Genomic DNA, 21,820 nt, shown 5'->3' on the forward strand with positions numbered 1-21,820 from the left:
CCGCATGGACCGCACGTCGAACTTCCTCACACGCCGCGACGCGCTCAAGCTCGCCGCCATGGCCGGCATGGCCGGCGTCGTGACGGCGTATCCAGGTCGTCACTCCTTCGCAGCTGCGGACCAGACGCTCGACCTCGCGGTAGAGCGCACCCGTATCACTGTCGACGGCGTAACAAGCAATGCCATTGCTATCGGCGGCTCGATCCCGGCCCCCACCCTCCGGCTGCGCGAAGGCCAGGAGGTCGTGATCCGTGTGACCAACCGGCTGAATGAGCCGACCTCGATCCACTGGCATGGCCTGTTGCTGCAGGGTGTCATGGACGGCGCTCCCGGCTTCAACGGCTTCGTGCCGATCCGGCCGGGTGAGACCTACACCTACCATTTCAAACTTCGGCAGGCGGGAACTTACTGGTACCACAGCCATTCCGCTGGGCAGGAGCAGGAAGGGATGTACGGCGCCATCGTGATCGAACCGGCGGAACGTGATCCGGTTCGTGCTGATCGCGAATACGTCGTTCTGCTTTCCGATCACACGATCGAATCCCCCAACTCGGTTCTCCGAAATCTCAAGGTCAGCGAAGGATACTACAACAATAAGAAGCGGACACTGGTTGATTTCTTCCGGGATGCTCAGCGCGATGGCTGGAGCACCACGGTGCAGGACCGTCTGGATTGGGCCGAGATGCGGATGGACGCTACGGACCTTGCAGACGTTACCGGCTACCACTTCCTGGTCAATGGCAAAGGCGCCAAGGACAACTGGACTGCCATTTACAAGCCGGGCGAGCGAGTGCGGCTACGGATCATCAATGGTTCCGCCATGACGATCTTTGATGTCCGCATCCCTGGCCTTCCTATGACCGTGGTGGCCGCCGATGGACAGAACGTGGCACCGGTCAAGGTTGACGAATTCCGGTTCGGCGTCGGTGAAACCTACGACGTCATTGTGCTTCCTCAAGGCGACAAACCCTTCACCTTCTTTGCCGAGCCGATCGATCGCACCGGATATGCCCGAGCGACGCTGGCAGTCCGCGATGGGTTGGAGGGCGAGATCCCCGAACGCCGCCCACGTGCCATTCTCACGATGGCCGACATGGGCATGTCCCATGAAGGCATGGATCATGGGGCCATGGCGGGTATGGACCACAGCAAGATGGCCGGCATGGGAGCCGGCGCGATGCCTGGCATGGACCATAGCAACATGCCGGGTATGGATCACAGCAAGATGGCCGGCATGGGAGCCGGCGCGATGCCCGGCATGGATCACAGCAACATGCCGGGTATGGACCACAGCAAGATGGCTGGCATGGGAGCCGGCGCGATGCCCGGCATGGATCACAGCAACATGCCAGGCATGAACAACGGCTCTATGGAGGGCATGGCCAAGGCTGCTGCGTCAAGCAACGACCAGGCGATGGGGTGGGCCGACGCAGGCACTCCGCCGGGCGCAAAAGCCCTTTCCTATGCCGACCTGAAATCGCTGACAAAAGCGAAGGATGTCCGCGAGCCGACCCACGAGATCGAGGTTCGCCTCAGTGGGATGATGTCACGCTACATCTGGACCCTGAATGGAAACAAGTTCGACGAAGGAGAGCCGATCCGGGTCGCTTATGGGGACCGTGTGCGCATCCGCTTCGTGAACGAGACCATGATGGCGCACCCCATGCATTTGCACGGGATGTTCATGGAGCTCGAGAACGGACAGGCGGGCCGGCTGCCCAGAAAGCACGTCGTCCTGGTGCCGCCAGGCAAGACGGTCAGTGTCCAACTGACAGCTGACGAACCGGGTGAATGGCCCTTCCACTGCCACCTGCTCTACCACATGGCCTCCGGCATGATGACGCGGTTCATCGTCGAGCGCCGTTCAGCAAGCCTTTGATCCGGAGCACCAGATGCGACTGATAAAAGCTGGCCAGCATAAGGCCGTGCTCCTCGCCGGCATGCTCACATTGGCAAGCCTCTCCGGCCCTGCCCGCGCGGGTGAGGAGCATGAGGCTCAGCAGTTCCACGAGGAACCTCCTGTCCTGGCGACGCTGCTTGTCGACCAGCTCGAACATCGCTGGAGGGATGGTGAGAACTCTGTCGACTGGGAATTACGCGGCTGGATCGGCGGTGACACACATAAATTCTGGGTGAACGCCCGGGGAAGCAAGCCCGTCGAAGGCGGTGTCGAGAAGGCAGAGTTCCAGTTTCTCTATAGCCGTATGGTTTCCGAGTTCTGGGATGTTCAAGCCGGCATTCGCTATGACGTCCGCCCGCAACCACAGACCACCTATGCTGTGGCTGGCGTCAAGGGAATTGCACCTTACTACTTCGACGTGACTGCTCAGGCATTTCTTAGCGACGAGGGTAATCTGAGCGGCCGGATCGAGGCCGAGTACGATATCCTTATCACGCAAAAGCTGATCCTGCAGCCACTGGCCGAGATCAACCTCTCCGCACAACGCGTGCGCGAGTTGGACCTCGGCCGAGGCATCAGCAACATTGAGCTTGGCCTGCGGCTTCGCTATGAGGTCGTCAAGGAGTTCGCTCCATACGTGGGGGTCAGCTGGGAGCGCAAGCTCGGCGAAACTGCCAATATCGCTCGTCGACACGGGGAAGATCCAAGTGACTTGGCTTTGCTGGCTGGCGTCCGCTTTTGGTTCTAATCCGGAAGGGGTCGATCGCTGAGGTGATCGGCCCCCTCTTCACGGCGGCCTCAACATCGTCAGAATGAGGGTGATCAGGTGACGGCCCACCACCTCATGCCCTCAGCACACCCGATGTCTTGGTACAGAATGAAACATCGACCCACCGATTTCCGGCTCTCGGCCGGATGCGTCCTCCTCCTCGGGCATCAGGGTCAAGCCAGGTCTCACGAGCATGCAACATGTGTTGATTGTTGACGACAATCAGGAGATCCGCGACCTGCTGGGCCGCTTTCTTCGCAAGCAGGGGTACAAGGTCACCACCGCCCGCGATGGTTATGAGTTGCGCGAGTGTATCTGCGGCTCCTCAGTCGATTTGCTCGTGCTCGACCTGATGCTGCCAGGAGATGACGGACTGAAGCTGTGCCGTGAACTGCGTTCGACTTCGGCAATTCCGATCATCATGTTGACCGCAATGGCTGAAGAAACGGACCGGATCGTCGGGTTGGAAATTGGTGCGGACGACTATGTCACCAAGCCGTTCAATCCACGTGAACTGCTCGCTCGCATTCGGGCAGTCTTGCGTCGGACAAACGCTTCTGGGGAGACATTCGACGCCTCGCACAGCGGTGGCCGCATCTTGCGTTTCGCCGGTTGGACTATTGATCTCGTGCGCCGTGAATTGCATTCACCTGACGGGGCGCTGGTTGAACTGACCGGTGGCGAGTATGACTTGCTGGCGGCGTTTGTCGAAAGCCCCCAACGCGTTCTGAGCCGTGATCATCTCCTCGACATCACCCGCAACCGCACAGCATTGGCATTCGATCGCACAATCGACGTCCAGGTCAGCAGATTGCGGCGGAAAATCGATAATGACCCGGAACACAGCATGATCAAAACCGTGCGCGGTGCCGGCTATGTGTTTGTGATTCCGGTGGAACGCCATTGATGAACCTGCGCCTGCTTCCCGATAGCACCGCGGCACGAACCATAGCGGTCATGCTGGTTGGACTGATGCTCTCACACTTTGCCAGTCTGGGCGCCTACCGTATGGATCTCATCGATCAGTTCGACAGTTCCGTCGAACACGAAATGGTCGAGAGAATTGTCGCGGCACGTTCGGCAGTCCAGAAGGCAACCCCGGAGGAACGCGAGCGGGCGGCGCAACTCCTGTCCGGAGCTTGGCTCGACGTGCACTGGAGCAGGGTGCCTCTTGTTTCTGAGGAGAACCTCGTCGACGAGCACCTCGCGTCCTTACGCGACGCACTGCGCCGAGCGATCCCCGATCACCCCGAGCTGCCCTTGAGGCTGGTATCTGCCGAAGAGGCCGAAGGTGCCAAGCACGCAAACCAAGCCATTCATTTCGTGCTCGTTTCAGCTCAATTGCCTGACGGCGACTGGCTGAATCTGAAATGTGTGCTGGTTGAGCCGACGCCTGCCACACCGCACGGTCTGCTCCTCTCCACGGGCTTGATGGCCTTTGCCATTCTCATCCTATCAATCATTCTGATCCGGTATTCGACATCTCCGCTACAAACGATGGCCCGAGCGGCTGAGCGCCTTGGTGTCGATGTTGCTGCGCCACCTCTACCGGAAGTCGGACCAAGCGAGGTACGTCAGGCTGCACGCGCATTCAATGAAATGCAGCGACGTATCGAACGCCTGTTGTCTGATCGAACACAAATGTTCGTTGCTCTTTCCCACGATCTTCGTACTCCGTTGACGGTATTGCGCCTTCGAGCCGAATACATCGAAGACGATGATCAGCATGAAAAGATGCTATCAGACATCGCGGACATGGAAGAGATGATAAATGCGGTTTTGTCGTTCCTGCGTGACGATAACAAGCAGGAAGACACCGCGCTCGCTGACCTGGCAGTTACCCTAGCAACGATATGCGACGCCCTGAATGATGCAGGCGGTGATGCACACTATGTCGGCGTAAGTCATCTCACGGTGAATTGCAGACCGGTAACGCTCAGGCGTGCATTCATGAACCTTATCGACAATGCCATCAAGTACGGCAATGGAGCTCAGGTTTGCGCGAGCGTGACCGCCAGGAATGTCCTGGTGGAGATCATCGACCATGGCCCGGGCATCCCAGAAGCTGAGCTGGATAGAGTATTTCAGCCGTTCTATCGTGTTGAGCGTTCGCGCAGCCGTGAAACAGGAGGATATGGCCTGGGATTGACCATTGCGCGTTCAGCGATCCGTTCACATGGGGGAGATATTGTACTCAGCAATCGCGCAGAGGGTGGATTGCGCGTGACCGTGTTGTTGCCATGGATCGAGTGCTGACCTTGAGCAGTGCAGCGTCTAAAAGGCCAATCAATCCTTCAAAGTATTTTTTGTCTCTGTGCCCAAAACCTGAACAGAAGGCTTCACTGGGGCTTATCGGTAATCAAATGTTCAATTGCCGGTATCAGCGATCGATTGGCTTTAGATTGGAGTTTCGAGCGTTTAATCTGACGCATATCCTGCATGATTAAAGTTGTTCCAGAATTCCTCGGGTGTGTAGAGGTTGCAGATGGAGCCGACAGCCCTCCACAGCTCATCAATAGTGCGGGCGCCGATGCGGCGGAGATGAGCCTTGAGCTTGGCGAAAGCCATCTCGATGGGATTGAGATCGGGGCTGTAGCAACCGTCTTCTTTGACGGAGGCAATGAACCGTGTGTGCTCCCTGTCAAGGCGCGCGCCGAGGCGCGCCCGCCCTTTGGGCGGTTTCGGCCTTGACCGGTTCGCGCCCGCGGTTCGGTGTGCTTGGCATTCGGTCGGCGTCGTCAGGTGGGGTGGGCCTCCCAAGTCTGACCTTTGGCAAGCATGATGTTGAGGTGCACGATCAGTTTGCGCATGCAGGCAGTCAGCGCCTGCCCTCGACGGCTTGCCACGTCATTTCAACTGTAAGTGGGCGTAGACGATTACGCTCTTACTTTGGGTAGCGACGACTTCGGCCGCAATGTAGAGGGCGTGCCGAACGGCGGCACGTCCGCCGGCGATGTGACGCTGGCCGCGCGATTTGCCGCTGTCATAATCGAAGGGAGCAACACCGACCAAGGCGGACATGCGTTCTCCGGTTGTTTTTCCCAACTCCGGCAGCCGGATCGCGGGTGTGGTGGCCACGACCGGCGCGACGCCGGGCGCGGTCTGGAGCGCAGCCACTCGGTCAGCCAGTTCCGGCTGGGCCTCGACCCGGCTGTGGATCTCGGCTTCCAGCGTCGCAATCGCCGCCGTCAGCCCCTCGACGGCCTCTTCCAACACTGCCTGCGCGATCGCCGGCGCGCCGGCCGAAGCGTGACGCAGATCGACGCGCTTGTCGACCAACAGGCGTCGGGCCTTGACCAAGTCCGCCAGTTCCTCACGGGCCGGGTCGCGTGGCGTGGTGGCAGGAGCCACCTGGGAGGCGGTGAACTCAGCAATCAACGCGGCGTCGATCGTGTCGTTCTTGGCTCGCTGACCTTTGGCCCTGGCGAAATAGCGTACGCGAGCCGGATCGAACACGTGTACCGACAGGGCGACAGTCTGTTAGGCATCCCGAACCGGCCGCTCATATCCACCGCTGGCCTCGATTCCGATGCGCTACGACAACCGTCGTACGGTGCTGACGCTAGGCGGCTTAGTCCGGCTTCGGCTGAAGATCCAATGGTGCGAGAACCGGCAGGGCTTGTGTCATCATTGCCCCATCCGCCCCGAGGCGGAAGGGGCGATCGCGCTGCCTTTTCAGGATATTTAACTCCTTTGGCATGCTGAGAAAGGCCTGCATAAGTAATTTTTATTGATCGTTAAGAATCAAGACGAAGCCCAGATAAAAGCAGGGTGTGCCCAACTGTTTGTGTTATTACAGATTCGCGATCCTCTAATCGTAGTCTGTAACCGTAATAAATTGTTACATTTCCGTCCTACTGTAGAAATCAAAGCGTATTAAATATGAACGTAGTGCGCAGGACCAATAGCGGTTCTGCTGTGCCACAAACAAATGCAAGAACCAGACGCGAAGTGGAATCGACCATGATGTTCCGAAAGATGGCAGCGGCCACCATTCTTGCGACACTCGTTCTCGGAACGAATGTCGGCATCGCAGCATCGGTACAAAATACCGCCGATGACTCGTTTTCAACTCAACTTTCTGAGGCGAAGGCTGCATTGCGGGTTAATACTCCGGCTTGGATCGGCCGTAGCGAGCGAATTGTGGCGGAACAACATATTAGGGTTGCTGAATCGCTTTTCAGCCAGGGGCAATCTGCCAAAGCTCAACAGTACTTGAATTTCGCGCGTGGTAAACTTGGGCTCTCCGCAAATGCCCGATGATCAGATAACGTATGAAGAGAATAGCTTGTCTGTTTTCGGTATCGTGTTGATTGGCTCCTTTGAAGCCTGAAAGAAAGCGCCAGAGCTAGCCCGGCTCTGGCGCTTACCGCAATTCTGGCCCTTCCCTGTTTTAAATGGCAGGGGGACAATCGTGTTGCTCGTTAGGCCATCCGCTTAGCTGGATGTATTGTCATAGTTGCAGGACATCACCCTAACCACACTGGACCACGCGTTTCGAAACCCGGGTGAAGGCGGACGCCTCCAGCCGGGAAGTAGGTGGTGGAGACATGATTCGTTATCGTTTCTTCGGGGCAACCTCCCCAGCCGGTCCCGGACCGGCGGAGAGCGTCACCACCCCACTCTCCCGGACAAGCCGCCCCGTACGCTCCAAGACGGCCAAGGCCCGGTTGATGGCCTCGTGCGTCAGTCCGGTATCGGCGGCGATCTCCGTCCATGGCCGGTCGAGCCGCACCATGGGCCGAGCGCCCGACATTTGGAGCCGAAGCCACGCCATAACCCGCTCCGACGCCGACCGGATATTCCGCAATTCCAGCCGGCTGCGCAGGTCGCGGACCTGAGCAGCAAGCCCACGCGCCAGGGCAAGCGCGGCTTGGGGGTTGCCCTCCAGGGCGACGAGCAGGTCCGGCTTGGGGATCACCGTGACCTCGGATGGTACCTCGGTGACACAGTCACAGTGGTAGGCCTCCGCCCATAGGGTGGCCTCGGCAAAGGTCTCGTCGGCGCGGGCAACGTGCAGCGTCACCGATGAACCGCCCTCGAGATGCCGCACGAGGCGCACCCGGCCTCGGTCGACATGGAAGACCGCCACGGTCGCATCCCCTTGCCAGAATAACGCGTCGCCAAGCTTAAGGCGACGACGATGGAGCCGCTGTGGTTCGATGAGCCCGACCCATACGTTTGCTCCCTGCATTCTCAAAGCCGCCTTGCCGCGAAACCACCGCCATATGACTGCAATCATATCGGGGTGCTGGGTGCCCGGCTACCAACCAGGGAGTTCATCCACCAGGAGGATCCCATGCCGATCCGCACCGCAATGACCTTCGCCATCACCCTCGCCCTCGTCACCGCTGTCGGGCTTGGGAGCGCCGCGGCTCAGACCGCCATGCCGATGGACCATGCCGCCCGGCATGCTGACGCACCTGTGTCTCCACCCAGCGCAGTCCCGACTATGGGCGGACACGAAGCCTTCGGCACCATTCAGGAGATCGTCCGCTGGACTTGCCCGGAGAAAGTGGAGAGCCTCCATCTATGGTCTGAGGGACCAGGAGGTTTGGCATGGGTGACGGGCATCGGCGTAAGCTGACGGAAGACTTCAAGCGGGAAGCTGTTCGGCTTATCGCAACGAGCGGCCGGACGGTCGGGGAAGTGGCGGCTGATTTGGGGATCGGCAAATCGACACTGACGCGATGGAGATCGCGGTATCAGGAAGCGGAACTTCTGTCCGGTCCGCATGACGATGTGCAAAAGGAATTGGTCCGTCTGCGTCGTGAGAACGAGATTTTACGCCAGGAGCGTGACTTGTTAAAAAAGGCAGCCGCTTTCTTTGCGAAGGAGACAAGTCGATGAGATTTCAGCTCATCGATGCAGAGAAAGCGGGTGCTCCGGTCTCCCGGCTTTGCCAGCTCTTGGGTGTGAGCGTCAGCGGTTACTATGCGTGGAAGACGCGCAAGGCCAGTGTTCGGCAACGAACCGACCTGGTGCTGTTGGCCCATATCCGCAGCCGGTTCACAGCATCGCGCGAAACGTATGGCAGCCCACGGATGCATGCCGAGTTGAAGGCGGACGGCGTGACGGTCGGTCGCCATCGCGTCGCCCGCCTGATGCGTGACAACCACCTGAAGGCCTATCAAAAGCGCCGGTACAAGCGAACCACAGACAGCCAGCATGGCGGCTTGGTGGCGCCAAACCTGCTCGATCAGGACTTCTCCGCTCCGGCGCCGAACCGAAAATGGGGAACCGACATTTCCTACGTCTGGACCGCTGAAGGCTGGCTTTATCTGGCCATCGTACTGGATCTGCACTCCCGCCGGATCGTGGGATGGGCCACCAGTGACCGGATCACCAAGGAGTTGGCGATCACGGCGTTGAAGCGGGCTATCACCGTTCGGCAGCCACCTCCCGGTCTGATCCATCATTCAGATCGTGGAAGCCAATATTGTTCTGATGATTACCAGAAGGTGTTGCAGGAGAACGGAATGTTGGTTTCGATGAGCGGGCGCGGGAACTGCTACGATAACGCGATGGTGGAGACTGTCTTCAAAACCTTGAAGTCAGAACTGGTATGGCGCACGATCTTTACTTCGCGGCGGCAGGCTGAAATCGCCATTGGCCGCTACATCGACGGCTTCTATAATCCAATCCGGCGACACTCCTCACTCGGCTTCCAAAGCCCCTGTGTCTTTGAGATCGCTGCGTAGGATCAACACACTGGCTCTCCACTTTCTCCGGGCAAGTCCACGCATCCTTGAAGAGGACCCGGCCTCGGATTGGGCCCGGGTGGATATCGAGGCGCTACGCCATCACCTCGTCGACATGAATGAAGTCACGCTCAATGCGAAAGCTGTTGCGACGCTGGTGGACGGCGGAGCCAGCTATACCGTCACCGGTGACGGGCGGACCCTGGAGGCGATCCGCCGGATGGTACCGGCGCATGCTCACGAGATCGATGGTGTGAGCGGCTGGACAGTCAAGGCCGAGCCGGTGGCGACCGGCATCGCGCTGACCGTCACCGCCCTGGACCCCAAGCAGACGGCGCATATCCGGAGGCTTGGGTTCATCGGCATCATGGCCCAGGGCGGCCATCACCAGATGCACCACCTCGCCATGGCGAGGGGTGAGGTTCGCCACTGATGGCAGAACCGCAATCGGTTCAGACCAGAGTGCGGGCGATGGCGTTGATGGCCTTCATGCCGGAGCCGAAGCGGGCGATGGACTCCCGGTGGCTCTCGAGTTCGCCGTATGGCAGGTAGCGCACCTGGAGGTCGGCGACGCGGCTGAAGGCCGGTCGGGTCAATTGGGCACGGACCTCGTCCTCGCGGCCGTTCGGCGCCACCAGGAACATTCCTTCCAGTGCATGTGCCTCGGTGCCGAGTGCCAGATCGAGCATGCGGACGACGCCCGAGTAGATCGAGGTCGAGTGTTCGACTTCGAAGGCGGCGGCAACATGGGCCTTGCCCCGGTCGAGCCAAAGAACGTCGATGAGCCGGATGGCGTCGGCGCCAGGCGCTTTCTCGATCGCCTCCGGCAGCCGCTCAAGGCAGCCCTCACCGAGCTTGCCGCCGTCGTAGGCCCGGCTGCGGTCATTGGCGGCGATCCACACATCGTACCCCAGCGCCTTGCCCAGATCACGCAGCCAGCCCTGGATTTCGGTGTGCGTGCGGTCACCCTCGCGCTCGGCGGCCGCGGCCTTGGAAGCCTTGACGCTCTCCTCACGCAGCTTGGCGAGGTCGGCTTCCCACGCGGAGCGGGCGGCGGCATCGTTGGTGCGCGGCGGCGCTGCGTAGCGTCCGGAGCCGACGTCGAACAGCAGTCCGCCGATGGCCCCAAGATCGTTGGACAAAAGGTCGCGGTATTCGGCGTTCAGCGCCAGGATGCCCTGGCGCATCGCCAGGAACTCATCCCACCGGCCGAGCTTCACCTTTGCGCCGGTCAGAGCGTTGTAGCCGTTGACGATGGCCGTGTTGAACGGCGGCACCAGGGTCGGGTGCAGAAAGTACAGCAGGTTCGCCACCGCCGGCCCAAGTCCCTTGATCTGCCTGGCGTCGATCTGCCGGATGGCGGCGAGGATCTGCGGTTCGGCGTTGCAGCAGACGCAGGCGTCGAGCAGCCGCCCGAAGGCGCGCTGGTTGTCCGGGTTCTCATAGATGTCCGGGATGCGCAGCTTAGGCTTCCACAGGAAAGCGTGGTCGGCTCCCTTGAAGATCTGGCGCTGCTCGGCGATCGAGTGCACCACCGTCTCTAGCGACGAGCCGCGATAGGCGTTGCCGAAGGTGCTGGTCTCGATGTCGGTCACGACCTGTTGGATGCCGCGGCGGATCGACCGGAAGTTCTTCACCCGCTCGTCCCACAGGAACCAAGTCCGGTACGTCGCGCCGGCATCCTCACGCCAGCGTTGGATCAACGCGCGCATCGGGTCGGACAAGGAGGGCTCCTTCTCTCAAGGTGATTGAACCCAGAGTAAAGCAGCGCTCCCTCCATCGCAACTCGGGGGAGACCTCACGACGGGCTCCGAACCGATTGCCGTGCTGACCGCGGCCCTGACCTCCGCCTGCGCGCCGACACAGCAGACCACGGGTCAACCGACGACGACCGGCGTGGCCGCCCAGGAGGGCACGGCCATGCACCAGGGGACGCAGGTACATCAGTGAACCGCATCGGGTTTCCTGGAGGCCCCATCTTCTGAGAGAGTGGGGTCATCATGACGAAACCTGCATCACCCAAATACGCCCCTGAAGTGCGCGAGCGCGCGGTTCGGATGGTGTTCGAGCACGATGGCGAGCATGCCTCGCAGTGGGCGGCGATCAGCTCGATCGCGGCGAAGATCGGCTGCAATCCCGAGACACTGCGGAACTGGGTCCGGCAGGCCGAGCGTGACCAAGGCAAGCGGCCCGGGCCGACGACGGAGGAACAGGAGCGGATCAAGGCGCTGGAACGCGAGGTCCGAGAGTTGCGCCAAGCGAACGAGATCCTACGCAAGGCGTCGGCGTATTTCGCCCAGGCGGAGCTCGACCGCCCGTTCAAGAAATGATCGCCTTCATCGACGCGACGCGATCGACGCGATCGCGTCCCACTGCGTGGTGTCTGAGGCGTGAGGCTGGCCCGCCGGAGCGCTCCCCCATAGCTGGCGCAGGCGGGCCGGCCGTTCGGAAGCGGGCGGTCACCGTGTTCTTCGGCTAAGTTGAGGTTGCTTGACGACCATCAACTGTGACGGAGGCCACGATGACCGAGGATAGGATCGCTCTTCAGGAGCTGATTGGGAAGAGTGCCGATACGGACTTTCTGCGCGAGATGATCAGCATTGCCGCTCAGCGGCTGATGGAACTGGAGGTCGAGGCGTTGACCGGCGCCGGCTATGGCGAGCGCAGTGACGAACGGCAGACCAAACGCAACGGCTATCGGGAGCGAACCTGGGAGACGCGCGCCGGGGCCATCGACCTGCGCATCCCCAAGCTGCGGCGCGGTTCCTACTTTCCGGCCTTCCTGGAACCACGGCGCACAGCAGAGAAGGCGTTGATCGCGGTGATCCAGGAGGCTTATGTGCAGGGCATCTCGACGCGCAACGTCGATGACCTGGTCAAGGCGATGGGCATGACCGGCATCTCGAAAAGCCAGGTCAGCCGCCTGTGCCAGGACATCGACGAGCGCGTGCAGGCGTTCCTGAGCCGGCCGCTGGAGGGTGACTGGCCGTTCGTGTGGCTGGATGCCACTTACGTGAAGGTGCGCCAGGACGGCCGCATCGTGTCGCTGGCCGCCATACTGGCCATCGGCGTCAACAGCGATGGCCGGCGCGAGGTGCTGGGGCTGGGGCTCGGGCTGTCAGAAGCCGAGACCTTCTGGACCGAGTTCCTGCGCTCGCTCACCCGCCGGGGTCTGCGCGGGGTGAAACTGGTGATCGCCGACGCGCATCTCGGGCTGAAGGCCGCCGCTTCCAAGGTGCTGGGGGCGACACTCCAGCGGTGCCGCGTTCACACGATCCGAACACAATCGCCCATTCGGCCCGGCGGCGGGGATGGGTCCCCGTCCGGGTGGCGGGTTGTGTAGCGGAATGACATGGCGGATCTCCAAATGATCGTCGTGGACGATGATGCGCTCGATCACGAGCTGTACGATTGCCTGCTTGTCGGCGAAAGATGCGGTTTCCAAGCGCCCGTGGATGCGTTCGCAGAACGCCGTCAGGTCGGTGAAGATTTCCTGCGCCTTGGTGCGTTGGCGGCGTAGATCGCGCTGCTGCTCAAGTTGATGATCAAGGGCCCTGCGTTGATCGGCCAACTGCTGCCGACGCTCGGTGAGTTCCTCCAGACTGATCACTTCGGCTTGGTAGGCGTCGAGCAGGCGCCGATCGGCTTGGTTCAGCCCGTTCTGGCGCGTCAGGATACGGGCCTCGTCCTTGGCTTCCTGGGCGGCGCTCCGGTCGGCGTCGCCGACAAACTGCTGGAATTGGGCGGCAAGGCGTTCCGGGTTTCCCAGCAGCGTTCGCACGTGATCCCACACCGCTCCATCGAGATCGGCGCCTTTGACGCCAGCACGCGGGCAACGCTGAGCGCGGGCGGTCATCACGCAATCCTTTCCGGCGCAGTAGTAGTAATGACGCTCGATGTTTCCCGCCAAGTGCCGGGTGATGCCGTACATGGCTAAGCCGCAGGCGCTGCAGGTCAGCAGACAACGCAGAAGGTAGTCGTACTTCGTGTTGTTGCGAAACGACAGGGCCGCGTTCCGGGCAAGCTGGGCTTGAGCCCGCTCCCCGGTTTCCTGCTCGATGATGATCGGCACCGCAATTGCTATCCAATCTTCCTTGGGGCGCAAGCGCCGGCAACCCACGCCCCGGTAGCTGGGCTTGCGTGAGCGGGGCTTCTTGGCCGGAACGTATTCGTAGCGGTTCGAGTAGGCAGTGCCGATGTAAACAGGGTCCGACAAGATGTGATGGACGGTCGACGGCGACCATGGCCGCCGTCCGCATCGTGGGAACCACGGTCCGAAGTTTAGGCGCTTGAGGATTTGGCGCAGCGTCATGCGTTCCTCGGTCAACCAGGCGTAGAGCTGGCGAACCGTCTCAACTTCGGTTTCATCGACGATGAGCCGCCCCGCCGACTTCTCCTGCCGGGGCAGATAGCGGTAGCCATACGGCGCATGGACGCCGATGAACTGGCCGGCACGCGCCTTTTGGAGCTTGCCCCGCCGAAATCGCTCGCTCAGCAAGGCCCGCTCATACTCCGCAACCGCTCCTTGGATCTGCAAGAGGAGTTGGTCACCGGGGTCGTCTGAGATCGCATGGTTGAGGAAGGCGACAGCGCAGCCCGCCCGTCGGAATTCCTCCAAGACAAGCACTTGGTAGGCATAGCGCCGGGACAAGCGATCGGGAGCGAGGATGGCGACGACCTCCACCTCGCCATCGCGAACGGCGTCCCGCAAGCCATCCAGGCCCGGGCGGTCAAGCCGGGCGCCGCTGTAGCCTTCGTCACGGAATATGTGACAGTCCCTCAACTCGTGGGCACCGGCGTCCGCCCATGCCCGCAAAGCAGCGAGTTGGCTGTCGATGGTCTGTTGGCGCTCTTGGCGTTCGGTAGAGACGCGGGCGTAGATGGCGGCGCGCATGGTGGCTCTCCTTTGACAGCCGAGGCGGGTTCTGGGGCACCGGCCGGCTGCTCTTCAGGAAGGATACGGGGAGAAACAGCGAGGAGCCGGCGATAGGCATCAGCCAACCGGTCGGGTCCATCCCGAGGCTGGACAAAGACGGAGTGAATCGTCCAGACGGATGGGCCGGCAGACCGGCAGCGGCGCGGCATGGGACAGCACCTCGGTTGTGGTGTTCCTCCAACAGCCTTACCCATTGGTCAAGAGCGTGCACGCCGCGGCTTGGCGAGACTTGGCCAGGCAAACGCCACGGAGACGCTGAAGCGGATTTTGTCGATTGCGTTCGGATCGTGCATTGCATGCGGAACCTGTTGTCCTGCGTGGGCAAGGCGCACCAGACGATGGTCGCCGCCACCATCCGCACCGCATTTGCCCAGGAGACCGCCGAGGCGGCGCACGAGCAGTGGCGCCGGGTTGCCGACAGTCTGCGGCCGCGGTTCTCCAAGCTGGCGGCGCTGATGGACGAGGCGGAGTTCGACGTTCTGGCCTACATGGCCTTTCCCAAGGACCTGCGCACCAAGCTGCACAGCACGAACCCTCTGGAACGCCTGAACGGCGAGATCAAGCGGCGCACCAATGTCGTTGGCATCTTTCCAGGGGAAGGGGCGGTTCGAAGGCTGATCGGCGCTTTGCTGCTGGAGCAGCACGATGAGTGGGCGGTGTGCCGGCGCTACATGACCATGGAAAGCCTGAACGAGCTGTGCCACCCTTCAGCCACTGACCCGCTGTCGATCGCAGCGGAGTAGACCGGCGGCCTCGACCCGCCGAAGAGCACCTACACCCCCTCAGACACCACGCCCAGGGGCACGATCATGGCCGGGAATGGCTTGCCGAAGCTGCCCGGATCGTCCTGGCGTCGAGTGGCGCCAAGACACCGGGCATCGACGGAATGGACAAGCGGCGGATGCAGGCTGAGTTGGCGGAACATCTGGCCAGCCTGCGGACGGACTTGCTGACGGGGAACTACCGCCCGCAGCCGGTCAAGCGCATCTATATCCCCAAAGCCAACGGCAAGAAACGACCACTGGGTATCCCGACCCTGAGAGACCGCATCGTCCAGCGTGCGATGCTGATGGCCATGGAGCCGATTTGGGAAAGCGACTTCCATCGCCTCTCCTACGGCTTCAGACCCGAACGCAGCGTGCATCACGCTGTCCGGACCGTAAAGCTCCAGTTGCAGGATGGTGAGGCCGGAACAAGGGGCCGCTGGGTCGTCGAAGGCGATCTGGCGAGCTACTTCGACACGGTTCACCACCGGCTGCTGGTTCGGTGCGTCCGGCGGCGGATACGGGATGATCGGTTCATGGATCTGCTCTGGCGGCTCCTGAAAGCAGGTCACGTTGATCGTGGCCTGTTCGTGGCGTCGAGCGAAGGGGTTCCGCAAGGCGGCGTCCTGTCGCCGCCACCAGGATATTCACCGAGATCGCTCTGGATGGCATGAGAGGACGAGGCACTGGAAAGCCGGATGAGACCGAAAGACTCACGTCCGGTTTGGAGAGAGGGCGCCGGAAAAGTACCGGATGGCAACTCGCCGACGCCCTACTCTACTGCACGTACGGTTCGGGGAGGGGAAGCGCTTCAGCGCTTCCTACTCCACTATCGAAATGGCAGGGCTTCGTCTACGTGGCCTTCGTCATCGACGCCTTCGCGCGCCGGATCGTGGGCTGGCGGGTGTCCAGCACAGCCCATGCAGGCTTCGTTCTGGATGCGCTCGAACAGGCACTCCACGACCGCCGGCCCGCCAATGGCAGCGGCCTCATCCATCACTCCGACAGGGGATCGCAATACGTTGCGATTCGCTACACCGAGCGTCTCACCGAAGCTGGGGTCGAGCCTTCCGTGGGCAGCGTTGGCGATTCCTACGATAACGCGTTGGCCGAGACCATCAACGGTCTCTACAAGACCGAGGTGATCCGGCGCCGTGGGCCGTGGCGCTCTCTGGAGGCTGTCGAGTTCGCCACCCTGGAGTGGGTCGACTGGTTCAACAACCGACGCCTGCTCGAGCCCATCGGCAACATTCCTCCCGCAGAGGCCGAAGCGCGCTATTATGCCCAAACTGAGGACGTCGCCATGGCGGCGTGACTCAACGCAAATGGCCTCCGACAAACCCGGCGCGGTTCAAGGCGCAGTGACCGCAGGTCATTCCATCGACTTTGAACCTCAGCATGGTGTCCTCCTGGCTAGCGAATACCCCCAGTCTCCGGCTTCCTATCGCTGGAAGGTCAATATCCAACTCACGGCGCTTGAGGGCGACCGAGGGTAAAGGACTTGGAGGTTCAGAGTCTGACCTGGATCGGTACTGCTCGTAACCACCGGTGAGGCGAGCACCGACCCGGAATTGTCCGATCAGGGCTCGGCGGCCGTACCCAGTCAGGCCGCCATCTGGCGGCAGGACTCCGCGCACCTGCGACAGGCCTCGGCGCACCGCTTCATCTGGGCGTCGTCACCGTAACTACTCACGGGGCTGGCTGAGCCTGGGCTTTTGCCCGGGCGCTGCGCGCATTGGGGGTGGTTGGCGATCCGGTGTTGCGTTTGGTGGGCCGGACGTGAGTCAAAGGCGGGATGACGGTTCCGCCGCGCTATCGCCTGAGTGAGGCCGAGAAGGACGCCCTGCTGGCCGAGCAGGCGGCGCTGATCGAGCGCATGGCGGCGCGGATTGCCGAACTGGAAGCGTTGGTCGGCAAGCCGAAGAAGACCTCGGCGAATTCCCACATCCCGCCCTCGCAGGACGGCCCCGGGGGCAAGGCCCGCAAGACGAAGCGGCACCGCAAAGCGCGGCCGTCGCGTCCCGGTGTCGCCCGGCCGCTCGCGTCCGATCCCGATCGTACGGAGCGCTGCTTGGCCGAGAACTGCCCGCATTGCCAAACGGCGCTGTCACCGGCGGCGCAGCGGTGCCGGCACCGCTACGATCACATCGATCTGCCCGAGGTTCGTCCGGTGGTGACGCGGGTCGAGTTGTTCGGCGGCCGCTGTGGGCAGTGCGGGCGGCGCTACCGGGCCGAGCCGCCCGCCGCCATGCTGCCGGGCACGCCGTTCGGGCCCGGCATCCGCTCCCTGCTGGCCTATCTGCACCATAGCCATCATGTCGGCTTCGAGCGCTTAGCGCGGATGCTGAAGGAACTGTTCGGGTTGAGCATCTCCGAGGGTGCCATCGCCAACGCGTTCCACCGCATGGGCCCGGCGTTCGACACGGCCTGCGCGGCGATCAAGGCCAAGCTCCTGACGGCTTCCATCATCGCCTCGGACGAGACCACGACACGGGTGAACGGCGTGACGCAGTGGCAGTGGGTCTTCCATTCCGATGCGGCCGTGTTGCACACCATCGCCCCCAGCCGCGGCCGGGCGGTGGCCGCCGCGGTGCTGGGCGAGCATCGGCCTGAAGTGTGGATCTCGGACCGTTACGCCGGACAGCAGGAACTCGGGCGGGTCCATCAGGTCTGTCTGGCCCACGTGCTGCGCGACGTGCAGTACGCCATCGACTGCGGCGACAGCGTGGTGGCGCCGAAGATCCGCGATCACCTGCGCTGGGCCATTCGGGTTGGCAAACGAAGACCGGACCTGAAGGAGAGCACGCTGGCCGCCTACGCTGCCAAGGCCGAGCGCGGCCTCGACGTTCTGCTCGGTGTCCCCGCCGCCCATCCGGCCGGTCGCGAGCTACAGCGCCAGATCAAGGCGTGGCGTGGCAAGTTCTTCGCCTTCCTCGCCGACCGCCGCGTGCCGCCGACCACGGATGATGTTGAGAAGTGCGAATCGTCGTGCCGACCGATGCGGTCGGCGCATGGCGTCGACCGCATGCTGGCCAGACGCCGGATGACGAAACCGGGGTCAAGGCCGCAGCCGCGCGTCAGCGCGGGGCCGCGGAGCGGCCGCCTTGACGCCGGGGGCGTCATCCGGCACGCCCCGATGGTCGGTCCGTCCAGGCGTCCACCATCCGTTCATAGGCGCGTTCGGCACGCTCGACATACTCCGCCTCGCGCTGCCGGATTTCCTTGATCCAGTAGTCCCGGCTGGGCCCGGCTTTGCCGTATTCCCGCGGGGCGCCGGCCTTCAGGGCAGCCTTGCGCAGCTTCATGGCCGTGAACGCCGGGCGGGCGTAGGCGTAGTCCTTCTCCTCGGTCAGCACATGCCAGATGAGAAACGTCAGTTTGCGGGCGGTGGCCACTGCGGCCGCACCAGCTCCAGCCTTCTTCTGCACTCGGTTGAAGAAGGCCCGCAGCGGCCCCGGCGCCATCTTCGCCGACCACGCGGCCTCAACCAGCATCGCGCGGGCCGCGGCATTGCCCTGTCGCGAGATATGCCCGTGGCGGGCCGGATGGTCGCCGGACTGGTGGGTGGTTGGGGTCAGGCCGAAGTAGCTGCTAAGCTTCTCGGGGGTCGGAAAGCGAGCGATCGTCCCGATCGACGCCAGAACGGTCAGGGCCACCACGGTGCCCACCCCCGGGATGGTCATCAACCGGCGCGCCTGCGGATCGTCCAGCGCCTGCTGGGCGATCCCCTTGTCGAGTTCGGCCAGTTGCGCGCTCACCCGTTCCAGCTCCGCCACCAGCCGGGAGACCAGGGCCTGCTCCTCAGGCGACAGCGGCAGGCCGGCCAGCCAGGTCCGGCCCGCCTTGGTGAACAGGCGGCCTTCGTATTTCGGGATCAAGTTCCCGTGCAGGATGGCATGGATGCGGCTCTTCGTCCGCACCATGTGCTCGACAATTCCCATCCGCTCCGTGACCGTCCGCCGACGGCGGATCGTTTCATCGTCGGGAACCCAAACTTCCGGTAGGAAGCCCGCCGCATGAAGGCGCGCCAGGATCGCCGCGTCGATCTTATCAGTCTTCACGCGGGCAAAGGCGATGGCCCGCACGAGCCGGGGATTGGCCACCGCAACCCGCTTGACGAAGGGCCGCAGGACACGCTCCACGGCCATGCTGTTGCCGGTCGCCTCGATGACCACCTCGTCCGTCTTCTCAAGGGTCCTGGCAAATTTCAGAAAGCGGTCATGGGCGAGATCGACCCTGGTTTCCTTCGTCACTTGGCCGTCCACCAGGAAGGCGACCTGGGCGAAGGAGCGGTGAATATCCATTCCGATAATGCGCATGCTCCCTCCTTACGGTGCTGGTTCGGGAGCTGGCGGGCTTGCACGACATCTACGGATCCGCGCTCGCAGCGCAACCGGGCAAGTCGTAGGGGGCGGCCATGTAACAACGCGAGCTCACAGCTCATGGTCGGGACGGCCTGCCGCCGTTTCATGCTCCCGGCGCCCCTATCCCGGTGGACCATCGATACCGCGACCTCGGTCCGATTGCCAGAACCGGCTGGCGCCGGAAGCAGCATGCCGGTTAACAACGGCAGTGAGCAGGAAATCCGCCCGTCGGTGATCTTCCGCAAAGTCACCAACGGCTTCCGCTCCGACTGGGGGCCAGGCATCCACGCCGGCTATCGCTCCGTGACTGGAACCGCGCGCCGCCAAGGCCAGTCCGCCTGGACCGCCATCCGCGAACTCGTCGGAGGAACCTTCGTCGTCGCTTAACGGCTCAGCTGCTGCCAACCGGGTGAGCAGATACTCGTCACCCCTGTCTTTGCAATCTCGGGCGCAAACCTCGCATATGATCGCGCAGACCCCACAAGTCTTCGCGTGGAAGGACGAATCGCGGATCATGAAATCGGCACTCGTTTGGCAGACCTCGGTACAGTCCAGAAGCAATCTGATATGCGACGCATCGGCGTGGGTTCCGTTGCAAAGTTTGCCGGCGGGCGGAGATCGGGTAAAACCCAGCCCTTTCGACGTTGAGGCGAAACGGTGATGCGCAGCACGAAGAGCCCGTTCAAGGGGCGGCAGTTCACGGCAGCGGTGATCCTTTGGGCGGTGCGCTGGTATCTGCAGTTCCCGATCAGCTATCGCGATCTGGAGGGGATGCTTGCCGACCTGGGTGTACAGGTCGATCACACGACGCTCTATCGCTGGATCCAGGCCTACGCCCCGGAATTGGACAAGCGCAGGGCGCCGGAATGAAGCAGGCGTGCTTCGCCGCCTTCCACGACGGCATCCGGGACCGCTGGGTCGATGCCTTCTTCGTCGCCATCGCCAAGGAGCGGACGGTGGACGAGAAGGGCGCCGCCACGGCGGAGGCCAAGATGCGCTTGGACGAGGCGCTGACGGCAAGAGGGTTGGACCCAGCCTTGGCAACGCCCACCGAGGTGCGACACGTCAAGGTCGCGGTGATGCAAGAGCGCATCCAGGCGGTCGTTGACGCCAGCCCGGAGGAACATGGCAGGCTCGACGGCGTGTGGATCAAGCACCCGTTCCCGACGATGGCCGAGCCGGAGAAGAAGGTCGTGCTGCTCACCGACCTGAACGGCTACGGCGCCGACGCTCTGGACCGCCTGGCCCATCTGTTCAATCGGGCCTCGCTTCACGCCATCGACCGCTTCTTCATGCTGGTCCGGCGCCGCCTGCGGCTTCTGGAGCGCCCGATCTCGCCGACGCGCCGGGCGCGGCGCGTTTGGCACGGCTACGCGCCCTACGATCCGGCGATGGTCGGCAAGTACCTCGACATCTTCCGGGTCTGGTACAACTGGTGCTTCACGGGTGAAGACGGCCTGACCCCGGCGGAGCGCCTGGGCGTTGCCAAGGGCAAGGTCCGAATGGAAGACATCGTCTACTTCGATCCCTACGCCTGATCCGCAGCCCGTCTTACCCAGCCACTCTCATGCTCGCTCTGGCAGAGTTCGTGGAGCGGTGCGCCACGACAATGAAAAGCTGCGCGGGAACAAAAATGATTGGGGTTTTGTTCCCCCCTCATTGGGCAGAATGGGGTAGAGGAAACCGCAATGTCGCACGAGCAAAATCACCATAGGAACATGATGAAAATGGGTTGGGGTCGGTTTGTGGCAATGATCGCAACCTCAACGTTCATCATGTTCTTTTTGATGTACCAGCTTGTTTATTCGCTCGATCACGCGCTTTTCAGCGTAAACCGGCTGGTCTCCTCGCTAGTAATGGGGTGCGTCATGACTATCGTGATGCTGGGCTTCATGTGGTCAATGTACAGGGGGATGGCCATTAAGATCGCCGTACTGGTCGGAGCCGTGCTGGTCGGAGTTGTACTCCTCTACGTGAACCGCAGTCAGGGCCTGATCGGCGATGTCAGCTTCATGAAGTCGATGATCCCGCACCACTCAATCGCCATCAATAACGCAAGCAACGCCAGCATCAGTGACCCCCGCGTGCGCAAGCTCGCAGATAAAATCATCGAATCACAGGTTCGCGAGATCGCTGAGATGAAGCTGCTCATTGACGACATTGGGAACAATGGCAAGCGCGGGAGTCAGCCCCTTCCTGCGCGACCGGCTCAGGTCACGCCCGATATGGAGCAGCAGATACGAGAGGCGGTTCAGTAGCGCCGTCGAGCCCAGCGGACCGTGTCGGTTTCCGACGGAGCACGCCGCTCGTGTTCGGATTTTAAGTAGAAGAGATGATGCCCAGAGTAGTGTTGCAGGCCGCATGGCCTGCAACACCTTTGTGTGCA

General features: G+C 62.2%; 14 protein-coding genes, 11 pseudogenes and 1 other annotated feature. Of the genes and pseudogenes, 19 read left to right on the forward strand and 6 right to left on the reverse strand.

All coding sequences use genetic code 11. The features are described 5' to 3' along the window. The first annotated feature begins 4 nt into the window (after nt 1–4). The 4 genes from FZ983_RS24000 (at nt 5) to FZ983_RS24015 (ending at nt 4,925) form a co-directional block, all read left to right on the forward strand. Nucleotides 5–1,879 (forward strand): copper resistance system multicopper oxidase, encoded by a 1,875-nt coding sequence (locus FZ983_RS24000; protein ID WP_149226149.1) that lies wholly within the window; start codon nt 5–7, stop codon nt 1,877–1,879. A 13-nt stretch (nt 1,880–1,892) separates the two neighbouring features. After that, a complete protein-coding gene (locus tag FZ983_RS24005) occupies nt 1,893–2,648 on the forward strand; it encodes a copper resistance protein B (protein WP_149226151.1) in 756 nt (251 codons plus the stop codon). Nucleotides 2,649–2,862: 214 nt separating this feature from the next. Beyond that, nucleotides 2,863–3,576 (forward strand): response regulator, encoded by a 714-nt coding sequence (locus tag FZ983_RS24010; protein WP_149226153.1) that lies wholly within the window; start codon nt 2,863–2,865, stop codon nt 3,574–3,576. Continuing rightward, complete coding sequence (locus FZ983_RS24015; RefSeq protein WP_149226155.1) at nt 3,576–4,925, forward strand: ATP-binding protein; 1,350 nt, start codon at nt 3,576–3,578, stop codon at nt 4,923–4,925. Before FZ983_RS24010 ends, FZ983_RS24015 begins: the two co-directional genes overlap by 1 nt. A 162-nt stretch (nt 4,926–5,087) precedes the next feature. Here FZ983_RS24015 and FZ983_RS24020 read toward each other — a convergent pair. Both FZ983_RS24020 and FZ983_RS24025 read right to left on the reverse strand, forming a co-directional pair. After that, nucleotides 5,088–5,264: pseudogene (locus FZ983_RS24020) on the reverse strand (IS630 family transposase); the annotation flags it as partial. A gap of 252 nt (nt 5,265–5,516) precedes the next feature. Then, nucleotides 5,517–6,125 (reverse strand): transposase, encoded by a 609-nt coding sequence (locus FZ983_RS24025; RefSeq protein WP_149226157.1) that lies wholly within the window; start codon nt 6,123–6,125, stop codon nt 5,517–5,519. Nucleotides 6,126–6,192: 67 nt separating this feature from the next. On the opposite strand from FZ983_RS24025, the pseudogene FZ983_RS34865 reads away from it, so the two are divergent. Both FZ983_RS34865 and FZ983_RS24030 read left to right on the forward strand, forming a co-directional pair. Beyond that, nucleotides 6,193–6,342 (forward strand): annotated as a pseudogene (locus FZ983_RS34865) (ISNCY family transposase); the annotation flags it as partial. A 278-nt stretch (nt 6,343–6,620) separates the two neighbouring features. Next, complete coding sequence (locus FZ983_RS24030) at nt 6,621–6,932, forward strand: hypothetical protein (protein ID WP_211102973.1); 312 nt, start codon at nt 6,621–6,623, stop codon at nt 6,930–6,932. A gap of 295 nt (nt 6,933–7,227) precedes the next feature. On the opposite strand, the gene FZ983_RS24035 is transcribed toward FZ983_RS24030, so the two are convergent. Beyond that, entirely contained in the window at nt 7,228–7,911 is a 684-nt protein-coding gene (locus tag FZ983_RS24035) for a Crp/Fnr family transcriptional regulator (protein WP_149226161.1), read from the reverse strand. A 57-nt stretch (nt 7,912–7,968) separates the two neighbouring features. Here FZ983_RS24035 and FZ983_RS24040 point away from each other — a divergent pair, with 57 nt between their 5' ends. From FZ983_RS24040 to FZ983_RS24050, 3 genes are all read left to right on the forward strand, one after another. Continuing rightward, nucleotides 7,969–8,256, forward strand: a complete 288-nt coding sequence (locus FZ983_RS24040; protein ID WP_149226163.1) for a hypothetical protein — start codon at nt 7,969–7,971, stop codon at nt 8,254–8,256. Next, nucleotides 8,229–9,370, forward strand: a protein-coding gene (locus FZ983_RS24045) for an IS3 family transposase (protein WP_149226165.1) whose coding sequence is annotated in 2 segments (ribosomal slippage) — nt 8,229–8,499 and nt 8,499–9,370 — 1,143 coding nt in all. Because the reading frame shifts where the segments join, the coding sequence is not laid out codon by codon here. Before FZ983_RS24040 ends, FZ983_RS24045 begins: the two co-directional genes overlap by 28 nt. 79 nt (nt 9,371–9,449) lie before the next feature. After that, complete coding sequence (locus FZ983_RS24050; RefSeq protein WP_149226167.1) at nt 9,450–9,803, forward strand: hypothetical protein; 354 nt, start codon at nt 9,450–9,452, stop codon at nt 9,801–9,803. A gap of 19 nt (nt 9,804–9,822) precedes the next feature. Here FZ983_RS24050 and FZ983_RS24055 read toward each other — a convergent pair whose 3' ends face one another. Then, nucleotides 9,823–11,094: a type II restriction endonuclease gene (locus tag FZ983_RS24055; protein ID WP_211102974.1), complete on the reverse strand. Its 1,272-nt coding sequence runs from the start codon at nt 11,092–11,094 to the stop codon at nt 9,823–9,825. 276 nt (nt 11,095–11,370) lie between these two features. Here FZ983_RS24055 and FZ983_RS24060 point away from each other — a divergent pair. Together FZ983_RS24060 and FZ983_RS34870 are read left to right on the forward strand one after the other, a co-directional pair. Then, a pseudogene (locus FZ983_RS24060) lies at nt 11,371–11,714 on the forward strand (transposase); the annotation flags it as partial. Next, nucleotides 11,655–11,737, forward strand: a sequence feature (AL1L pseudoknot). It overlaps the preceding pseudogene by 60 nt. 154 nt (nt 11,738–11,891) lie before the next feature. Then, a pseudogene (locus FZ983_RS34870) lies at nt 11,892–12,650 on the forward strand (IS256 family transposase); the annotation flags it as partial. A gap of 507 nt (nt 12,651–13,157) precedes the next feature. Here FZ983_RS34870 and FZ983_RS34875 read toward each other — a convergent pair. After that, nucleotides 13,158–14,264, reverse strand: a pseudogene (locus FZ983_RS34875) (recombinase family protein); the annotation flags it as partial. A gap of 329 nt (nt 14,265–14,593) precedes the next feature. Here FZ983_RS34875 and FZ983_RS24075 point away from each other — a divergent pair. The 4 pseudogenes from FZ983_RS24075 to FZ983_RS24095 form a co-directional block, all read left to right on the forward strand. Beyond that, nucleotides 14,594–15,049: pseudogene (locus FZ983_RS24075) on the forward strand (transposase); the annotation flags it as partial. A 74-nt stretch (nt 15,050–15,123) separates the two neighbouring features. After that, nucleotides 15,124–15,705, forward strand: a pseudogene (locus FZ983_RS24080) (reverse transcriptase domain-containing protein); the annotation flags it as partial. A gap of 188 nt (nt 15,706–15,893) precedes the next feature. Further along, nucleotides 15,894–16,385: pseudogene (locus FZ983_RS24085) on the forward strand (IS3 family transposase); the annotation flags it as partial. A gap of 480 nt (nt 16,386–16,865) precedes the next feature. After that, a pseudogene (locus tag FZ983_RS24095) lies at nt 16,866–18,035 on the forward strand (IS66 family transposase); the annotation flags it as partial. 154 nt (nt 18,036–18,189) lie between these two features. Here FZ983_RS24095 and FZ983_RS24100 read toward each other — a convergent pair. Beyond that, a complete protein-coding gene (locus FZ983_RS24100) occupies nt 18,190–19,374 on the reverse strand; it encodes an IS110 family transposase (RefSeq protein ID WP_149226325.1) in 1,185 nt (394 codons plus the stop codon). A gap of 258 nt (nt 19,375–19,632) precedes the next feature. Between FZ983_RS24100 and FZ983_RS24105 the strand changes: the two are divergent. The 4 genes and pseudogenes from FZ983_RS24105 to FZ983_RS24120 form a co-directional block, all read left to right on the forward strand. Further along, nucleotides 19,633–19,821, forward strand: a pseudogene (locus tag FZ983_RS24105) (IS66 family transposase); the annotation flags it as partial. Between the two features lie 273 nt (nt 19,822–20,094). After that, nucleotides 20,095–20,286 (forward strand): annotated as a pseudogene (locus FZ983_RS24110) (IS6 family transposase); the annotation flags it as partial. 14 nt (nt 20,287–20,300) lie between these two features. Further along, a complete protein-coding gene (locus FZ983_RS24115; RefSeq protein WP_149226172.1) occupies nt 20,301–20,972 on the forward strand; it encodes a hypothetical protein in 672 nt (223 codons plus the stop codon). A 150-nt stretch (nt 20,973–21,122) separates the two neighbouring features. Continuing rightward, on the forward strand, nt 21,123–21,692 hold the full coding sequence (locus FZ983_RS24120) for a DUF305 domain-containing protein (protein WP_149226174.1): 570 nt from the start codon (nt 21,123–21,125) through the stop codon (nt 21,690–21,692). The last annotated feature ends 128 nt before the right edge of the window (nt 21,693–21,820 follow it).

Source organism: Azospirillum sp. B21, assembly GCF_008364825.1.
Lineage (GTDB): Bacteria > Pseudomonadota > Alphaproteobacteria > Azospirillales > Azospirillaceae > Azospirillum.

Bases quoted from the DNA above. Each gene is read 5' to 3' on its own strand.
- FZ983_RS24000 (WP_149226149.1), top strand. From the start codon at position 5: ATGGACCGCACGTCGAACTTCCTCACACGCCGCGACGCGCTCAAGCTC.
- FZ983_RS24005 (WP_149226151.1), top strand. From the start codon at position 1,893: ATGCGACTGATAAAAGCTGGCCAGCATAAGGCCGTGCTCCTCGCCGGC.
- FZ983_RS24010 (WP_149226153.1), top strand. From the start codon at position 2,863: ATGCAACATGTGTTGATTGTTGACGACAATCAGGAGATCCGCGACCTG.
- FZ983_RS24015 (WP_149226155.1), top strand. From the start codon at position 3,576: ATGAACCTGCGCCTGCTTCCCGATAGCACCGCGGCACGAACCATAGCG.
- FZ983_RS24035 (WP_149226161.1), bottom strand. From the start codon at position 7,911: ATGATTGCAGTCATATGGCGGTGGTTTCGCGGCAAGGCGGCTTTGAGA.
- FZ983_RS24040 (WP_149226163.1), top strand. From the start codon at position 7,969: ATGCCGATCCGCACCGCAATGACCTTCGCCATCACCCTCGCCCTCGTC.
- FZ983_RS24100 (WP_149226325.1), bottom strand. From the start codon at position 19,374: ATGGATATTCACCGCTCCTTCGCCCAGGTCGCCTTCCTGGTGGACGGC.
- FZ983_RS24115 (WP_149226172.1), top strand. From the start codon at position 20,301: ATGAAGCAGGCGTGCTTCGCCGCCTTCCACGACGGCATCCGGGACCGC.
- FZ983_RS24120 (WP_149226174.1), top strand. From the start codon at position 21,123: ATGTCGCACGAGCAAAATCACCATAGGAACATGATGAAAATGGGTTGG.